Below are 6,938 nucleotides of genomic sequence, written 5' to 3'. Positions count from 1 at the left end.
TTTTAGGCTTTACCACCTCTAAAAAAGCCATCGAAGACGACGTTTTTGAACCGTGATGTCCTGCCTTTAAAATATCTACATCTAAATCCCGAGATAAAATTTTCTTTTCAACGTCAGATTCCATATCTCCTGTAAATAAGAAGGCAACATCATTATATGTTAACTTCGTTACAACTGAGTTATTGTTACGATCACCGTTATCATCACCCGTTTCGATTACTTCAAACGTCACTCCATCTGCAAGTTCAAATACTAAATCATCATCTTCTAAGTATTGAGCCCCTAGTTGTTTTTGTTCTTCAACTTGCTTTAAATACGCTTTATAAGTTTGAGAGGTATGGGCTTCGCCCGAATCAATAATCAAATCAACCGAGTATGTCTGTAGCACTTCTGCCAATCCTCCAATATGATCGGCATCGGGATGAGTTGCCACCACAATTTCTAAATCATCAACACCAACGGCTTCTAAATAATTTAATAAAATATCTTCTGCTCCATTATTTCCACCATCAATTAAAATATGGAAATCATCATAAATAATCAGGGTCGAATCCCCCTGTCCAATATCAATAAAATGAACCTGGAGTTCTTGATGACTAGGCCGAACTTCAAGTCCAACATGACTTTGATTTAGACTTTCTTGATACTGTGGTTTTGGCATCCATCCTAAATAAATGAAAATAGAGGATAATATAATGGCCCATCCTGTTACTGAAATGGTAATGACTTGTTTTTTTTCTTTCTTTTTAATTTTACGGTTCTGGCTAACTAAATAAATTCCAACAGGTGGACATAACATCAGCCACAAATAGTTATACCAAATTTGTCGCTTACTTTTTTTCCACTTTCCTATCATCATTAAAATTAAAATTAGATACATAAGGGTAATCACTAAATAATCAGTCCAATGGGCTTGATTTAACAATTCAAGGACATAATCAATCTCAACTAAAAACTGCTCCAAACTAATCTCTCCTAATTCATAACTTCTCCCCATTATACCATAAAAATATAAAGATGACCTTTTCTATCCTTTTACTTCGACGACACTACTAAATGAAATCTTCTTTCTTTGGTGACCATCCGATAGGATAAAATAACGATAGGCCTCATTGATTTTTTCAACGTTTCCCTTTACCCTAAGTAACTGTCCTCGCTCAAAGTAAACAAGCGTAATGGTTGTTTGATTTAAAAAGCCTTCAACAACTAAATTAGAGTTTTGCTCATGTTGCCACTCATCTAGTAGTGGTTTTTCTATCTTTGACAATTCGTTTAGAACCTCCTCAATAGCTTGTTGTTGTTCTACTATCGAGACAAAGGCTTTCCATTTCATCATCCCTCGATCTTTCATCGTTATCACCTCCTCTTTATTCTGCCTGATGACCACCCATTAACGTATTACGATAACGTCCTGTTGCTCCCTTTTCATAAGAAATAGCTCGTAACAAGGCATTTTTACCATGCTTTATTCTAATTTCATCCATCGCATAACTCAACTGCTGTTTTTTCGTCACGTCTTCAAATAAGCTAAGTTGAGTTTGCCCACGCTCAACTAATCCACCAAGTGAAATGGACACTTTTCGAATCGGTTGTCCTGTGTAATTGGCCTCGAATAGTCTCAAGCAGGCTTCAAATACGGATTCTGTCAAATCAGTTGCCTGAGAAAGTTTTGTTTGTCTAGAAAATCCACCTCTAACGGATTTACTATAGCCGATTGCCAGATGCACCACTTCACAATAAAGATTTTTCTTTCGTAAGCGGAACATCACTTCCTCAACCTGCTCTAGTAAGATTGTTTTAATATCATAAGCATAATAATCTCGCATTAAAACCTGACCTCCTCCGATTGTTGGATACCTACTTTGATAAACGTCATGTAAATCACTCTCGTCAATTCCATGACTATGCTGATATAATTGTTCACCTAAAACACCAAATTCACGTTTTAAAAAGTCAAGTGGATATTGTGCAATATCTCCAACACAATACATCCCCATCCGGTTTAAACGTTTTTCAAGCTGAATACCGATTCCCCACATCTTAGATAACGGGGTCAATGGCCATAATTTTGTCTTAACATCTGTATAACTCCACTGTGCAATGCCATTAACGGCCTTCTTTGCTTCTATATCAAGGGCAACTTTAGCAAGTAATAAATTCGGACCAATTCCACAAGTTGAGGGAATTCCCGTCTCTTTTAAAATATCGCACATCATCTGCTTAGCTAACGTGTATGCATCACATTTGTATAAACGCAAATATGACGTGATGTCGATGAATACCTCATCAATTGAATAAATATGAAGGTCCTCATAAGAAACATACCTCAAATATATTTTCAAAATATCTTGTGATACTTTCAAATAGTGATTCATTCTACATGGGACAAACCATACATTTTGATAACCTTCTAACTCATAAACTCGACACCTTGATTTGGCTCCTTGTCTTTTTAAAGCGGGGGAAACTGCGAGAACGATGCTCCCTGATTCCCCCATTCTTCCAACAACGGCAAGGGAAACCTGAAAGGGATCATACCCTCTAGCGACACACTCGCAACTAGCATAAAAACTTTTCAAATCAATACACAAAATAGAACGAAACCTAGTTTTCGTTTCCATTCTTACCACTTCTTTCGAACATTTGTTTGTTATAGTATAGCATAAGATTTACCTTTTTTGTCAATAAAAATTAAACTTTTGTTCGGATTGTGAAAAAATATATCATTAAAACTCCGAAAAAAAGAAGTGTCCGAGAGAACACTTCTTTTTTCTAATCCTTTAACAAGGTTTCATAAATAGTCATATTATTTATTTACGCTAGGTCGTTTAGTTTTTTCATTAAACAACTAAACGAGTTCCAACTAAAATAAGATAGCTAACACTATTTAAACGCATTGATCTCATCTTCACTTGCTTCCTTTCTTTACAATTTCACTCCCCTTTCAATTAAATCCTCTATTTTAGAGTTTAGAAAGAATTGCACCTCTTTTAGATAACATTTTATTACATTTATTGGCTTTTTATTACATTTTTATCCAAAAATACTTTCATTTTAAGGAAAAATATGTTATTATTGAAACAAGCCACTTGAATGGCTGTTCTTTTCTATATTTTGAAAATTAGATGAACCAATCTAGTTTACTCTCTTTTCCAGAGAACCAATAAATTTACCCCAAATTTATTTACTTTTCATGAGGCCTATTGGCCTCCTTTTTGATAGTTAAACACCCTAGTTCAATTCAGAGCTAGGGTGTTTTTTTAGTTTTCAGATGTTTTGACATCTTCTTTGAGTAAAAATTCACCGTAAGCAGATTCAGCATGTTCAGATAAATCCAATCCATTCTCTTCCTCTGTTGCACTTACCCGTATTCCACTGATTTTTTTCAAAAGAGCTAGTAGAAGATATCCCATGACAAATCCCCACAAAGCAATCACGAAGGCACCTATTATTTGAATTCCTAAAAAGCTAAAGCTTCCGGTATAAAACAAGCCGTTGCTCGTACTAAATAGTCCAGTTAAAATTGTTCCGACAACCCCACAAAAACCGTGAACAGGAATTGCCCCTACTGCATCATCAAGTTTAAATTTTCGCTCTAATAAATCATTTCCAAACATCATAACCATTCCGGCAATGACCCCAATCGCAATCGCTCCTAGTGGTGAAACTAAATCACAACCTGCCGTGATAGCGACTAATCCAGCCAATGAACCATTTAATGCCGCTCCCACACTTGGTTTGCCTTTGAACCATGACATCATCAACGTTGTAACAGCCGCCGCTGCTGGTGCTAAATTGGTGGTCATGACAACATGAGCAATGGCCCATGGATCGCTCGCAGTTAATGTTGAACCTGCATTAAATCCAAACCATCCAATCCATAAAATAAAAACACCAAGAGCAGCCATTGTTAGGCTATGACCATGAATAGTATTTGAACTCCCATCTTGATTAAATTTTCCACGCCGAGCTCCAAGCAATATAATACCAGCAAGAGCGGCAAATCCACCTAGCGCATGGACAACTGATGAACCAGCGAAATCATGAAATCCAAGTTGTGCTAACCAACCGCCACCCCAAACCCAGTGACCACTAATCGGATAAATAATAGCCGTCATCAAGGAACTAAAAATCAGATAGCTTGAAAATTTCATTCGTTCAGCTACGGCTCCTGAAACAATCGTCACTGAAGTTGAGCAAAACACACTTTGGAAAAAGACGAAAGCAAGTAGCGGAACTATCAATCCTAAAGAGGTATAATCACCACTTACACATAAATCCGGAATACCAAATAAACCGGCAACACTACCATGGAACATAAGTGAAAACCCAACAATAAAGAAAATAATCGTTCCAATGGAATAATCCATAAAGTTTTTCATCATAATGTTGGCGGCATTTTTAGACCGTGTAAATCCACTTTCTACTAAAGCAAAACCAGCTTGCATCGAAAACACTAAAATGGATGCTATGACCATCCATAGCGTATCAATCACTACACTTAAATCAATCGTCATATTCATTCCCTCCTCAATTTTTAAAAAACTGTTTTCTTTAACGAAATGGGGTGAGTTACGATTGTTCTTTGACGTCAGAAGAAAATCAAAAAGGCGTCCTCTTTTGAGAACGCCTTTGTCCACCTTTTATCTTTTATCTAAGACCTCTTTGTCTATACCTCATTATATTACCATTTTATGGAAAAGTTTACTGTTTTTTTTGAAAAATTATTTTTTAGCATATACTTTCCACTGAGGTAATAAACAAGCGACTAACTCATAAAACTTCGTACTATGATTAGGATGAATCAAATGGCATAATTCGTGAACCACCACATATTCAATAAACGTCTCTTTCTCATGGATCAAACGCTTATTAAACGTAATACTCCCTCTAACAGGACGGCAAACACCCCATGTGGATGTCATTTGACGATATTTCACTTCAACAGGCCGAATTCCTGACTGCTCAAAATATCGCCAATACTTTCTCATATATTGATGAATTAACGCTTCTAACTGCTTTTGAAGCCACGCCTCACATAACCGTTCAGCCCTCTCTTCGCTGACACTTGGCGGCATTTCTTGTCGTAAACTATCTGCCTCAATTGAAAAACACGTGTGATTAGAAGCCAATCGACGCTTTTTTAATGTCTGCCCCAAATAACGAATCTCATCTTTTGACAGAACCGTTGAAGTATTCGCTATCTGCTGCAGCTTTTGATGGATCCAAGTTTCTTTAGATAAAATAAAGTCTTTAATAAACGAAAGTTCCATCTTCGAATTCGCCGTCACGACAATTTCACCACTTGGTCTAATTTTTAAGTACATATTTTTAATATTTTTACGTTCAAGTAAAACTTCAAACGTCTCGAATTGTAATTTCATGTTGCTTCCCCATCCTTGCTAACCTTTTCTTTATTTTTTTCGACCTTCATCAATTAACGCAGTCCATCAGCTTCACCTTGTTTCACCAAGGACAAGATCAAGTCCTCTTTGCTCTTATTGGGGTTTAACTTGATGTAAGTCTTAATTTTTTATCCTTCTTCAACGTAACTCAAACATTGAATCACCGCTTCTTTTTGATAAAAAGACTTTTCATTTCCTTTGACAAACGAACTGACGATAGTAAATTAAAGCGCCCGTTTCCTTTAGCCTTGAGCTTTTAGAGAAATCATTCCTTGAAAGTTAATCTATTCTAAAAGAGCAATTAATCTCAACTGATTCAGTTGACCAAACAGATCGTGTTTAAAATAAAATCTGATTTGACTAAATAAATTTATCACTAATGGAATGAACAACTGTAGGACAATAGCTTAATATTCTTTTGAGGTGATTTTTCACGCTTTAATTCGAGTTTAACTAGATGATTCAGAAAAGATAATAGCTTTTCCCTTTCACATACATTGCTTGATTAAATAAAACATATCCCTCTCCTGGTTTCATCCGATTCGCTCACTTAAATTCATTAAACTGCATCCTTCCATTTAACACATGTAAAACGCTCCTGATTCACCTCGTTAAATTTATGATAACATAAAAAAAAAGGTAAGAGAATCTTACCTTTTCATTTCGTTAACGTTTCATTTCAACCGGTTGAATCCATACCCCTGAATAATTTTGATTCACTAAATTTTGTTGAACTTGTTTCGCATCATTTAAGCTTGAATAAGAACCACAAATCACACGATAATAGGTTTCTTTTTTCGTTTCTTTCACTAAGTCTGATTCTTCTGTTCGTAGTCCTCCACGTTCATAATCTACATTAAACGCTTTACATAATGAGACAACAATTGCTTCAACATAAGCATCTTCTTGATTTAAGAACGTATATAAATCCGCTTCATTATCTAAATAAAACATTTCAATAATATCCGTTGAAACACCTCCACGCCAAGATTCACGGATAATTCCATAATAATCCGTATAATTATACGTTTGTGTATATCTTAAGGTTTCAGGATCAATAAATCGTTCATAAAGCTCACCTGTATAGGCTTTTGAATAAATCGCACGGAAATTATTTAAACGACTTAATTCTTGTTTTAAATAATATTCAAAACGTGCACTATCTTCTTTAAGTGGGGTATAGATCTCCGCTCCACTTGATTCCCCTCCACCACCTGCGCTATTAACATGAATACTAATCGCTAAATTAGGTTGTAATTCAGCAATTTCGCGTCCTCTGGCTGAGGCATTTCCAACATATGTATCATCTGTTCGTAACTGTGTCACCTTAAATCCAAGCTCTCTTAAGCGAGCTGTTACTTTGGTTGCCACTGTTAAGGTAATATCTTTTTCATTATACCCATGATAATGAGCTCCTTTATCATGTCCACCATGTCCTGCATCCACTACAATATAAGGCATTCTATCACTCCTCTATTTTAATAAGTGCCCACTATTTATATATGCGAAAAGCACAATAGAGGAATGGGCGTT

General features: G+C 35.9%; 6 protein-coding genes. All 6 read right to left on the bottom strand.

Annotated elements, in window-relative coordinates; all coding sequences use genetic code 11:
- Nucleotides 1–964: ComEC/Rec2 family competence protein (locus QWC74_RS12790; protein WP_288994182.1), on the bottom strand; the 964-nt coding region annotated here is incomplete at its 3' end.
- 63 nt (nt 965–1,027) lie between these two features.
- Nucleotides 1,028–1,351 (bottom strand): YolD-like family protein, encoded by a 324-nt coding sequence (locus QWC74_RS12785; RefSeq protein WP_006785834.1) that lies wholly within the window; start codon nt 1,349–1,351, stop codon nt 1,028–1,030.
- 16 nt (nt 1,352–1,367) lie between these two features.
- On the bottom strand, nt 1,368–2,621 hold the full coding sequence (locus tag QWC74_RS12780) for a Y-family DNA polymerase (RefSeq protein ID WP_009606174.1): 1,254 nt from the start codon (nt 2,619–2,621) through the stop codon (nt 1,368–1,370).
- Nucleotides 2,622–3,260: 639 nt separating this feature from the next.
- Entirely contained in the window at nt 3,261–4,517 is a 1,257-nt protein-coding gene (locus QWC74_RS12775) for an ammonium transporter (protein ID WP_006785832.1), read from the bottom strand.
- A gap of 207 nt (nt 4,518–4,724) precedes the next feature.
- Nucleotides 4,725–5,384 (bottom strand): M48 family metallopeptidase, encoded by a 660-nt coding sequence (locus QWC74_RS12770; protein WP_006785831.1) that lies wholly within the window; start codon nt 5,382–5,384, stop codon nt 4,725–4,727.
- A gap of 687 nt (nt 5,385–6,071) precedes the next feature.
- Nucleotides 6,072–6,866 (bottom strand): N-acetylmuramoyl-L-alanine amidase, encoded by a 795-nt coding sequence (locus QWC74_RS12765; protein WP_006785830.1) that lies wholly within the window; start codon nt 6,864–6,866, stop codon nt 6,072–6,074.
- Nucleotides 6,867–6,938: the final 72 nt, after the last annotated feature.

This window comes from uncultured Turicibacter sp. (assembly GCF_938044715.1).
Classification (GTDB): Bacteria; Bacillota_I; Bacilli_A; order MOL361; family Turicibacteraceae; genus Turicibacter; species Turicibacter sanguinis.
Note: the sequence above shows the minus strand (reverse complement) of the source record. Positions and strands in the feature narration are given on the sequence as shown.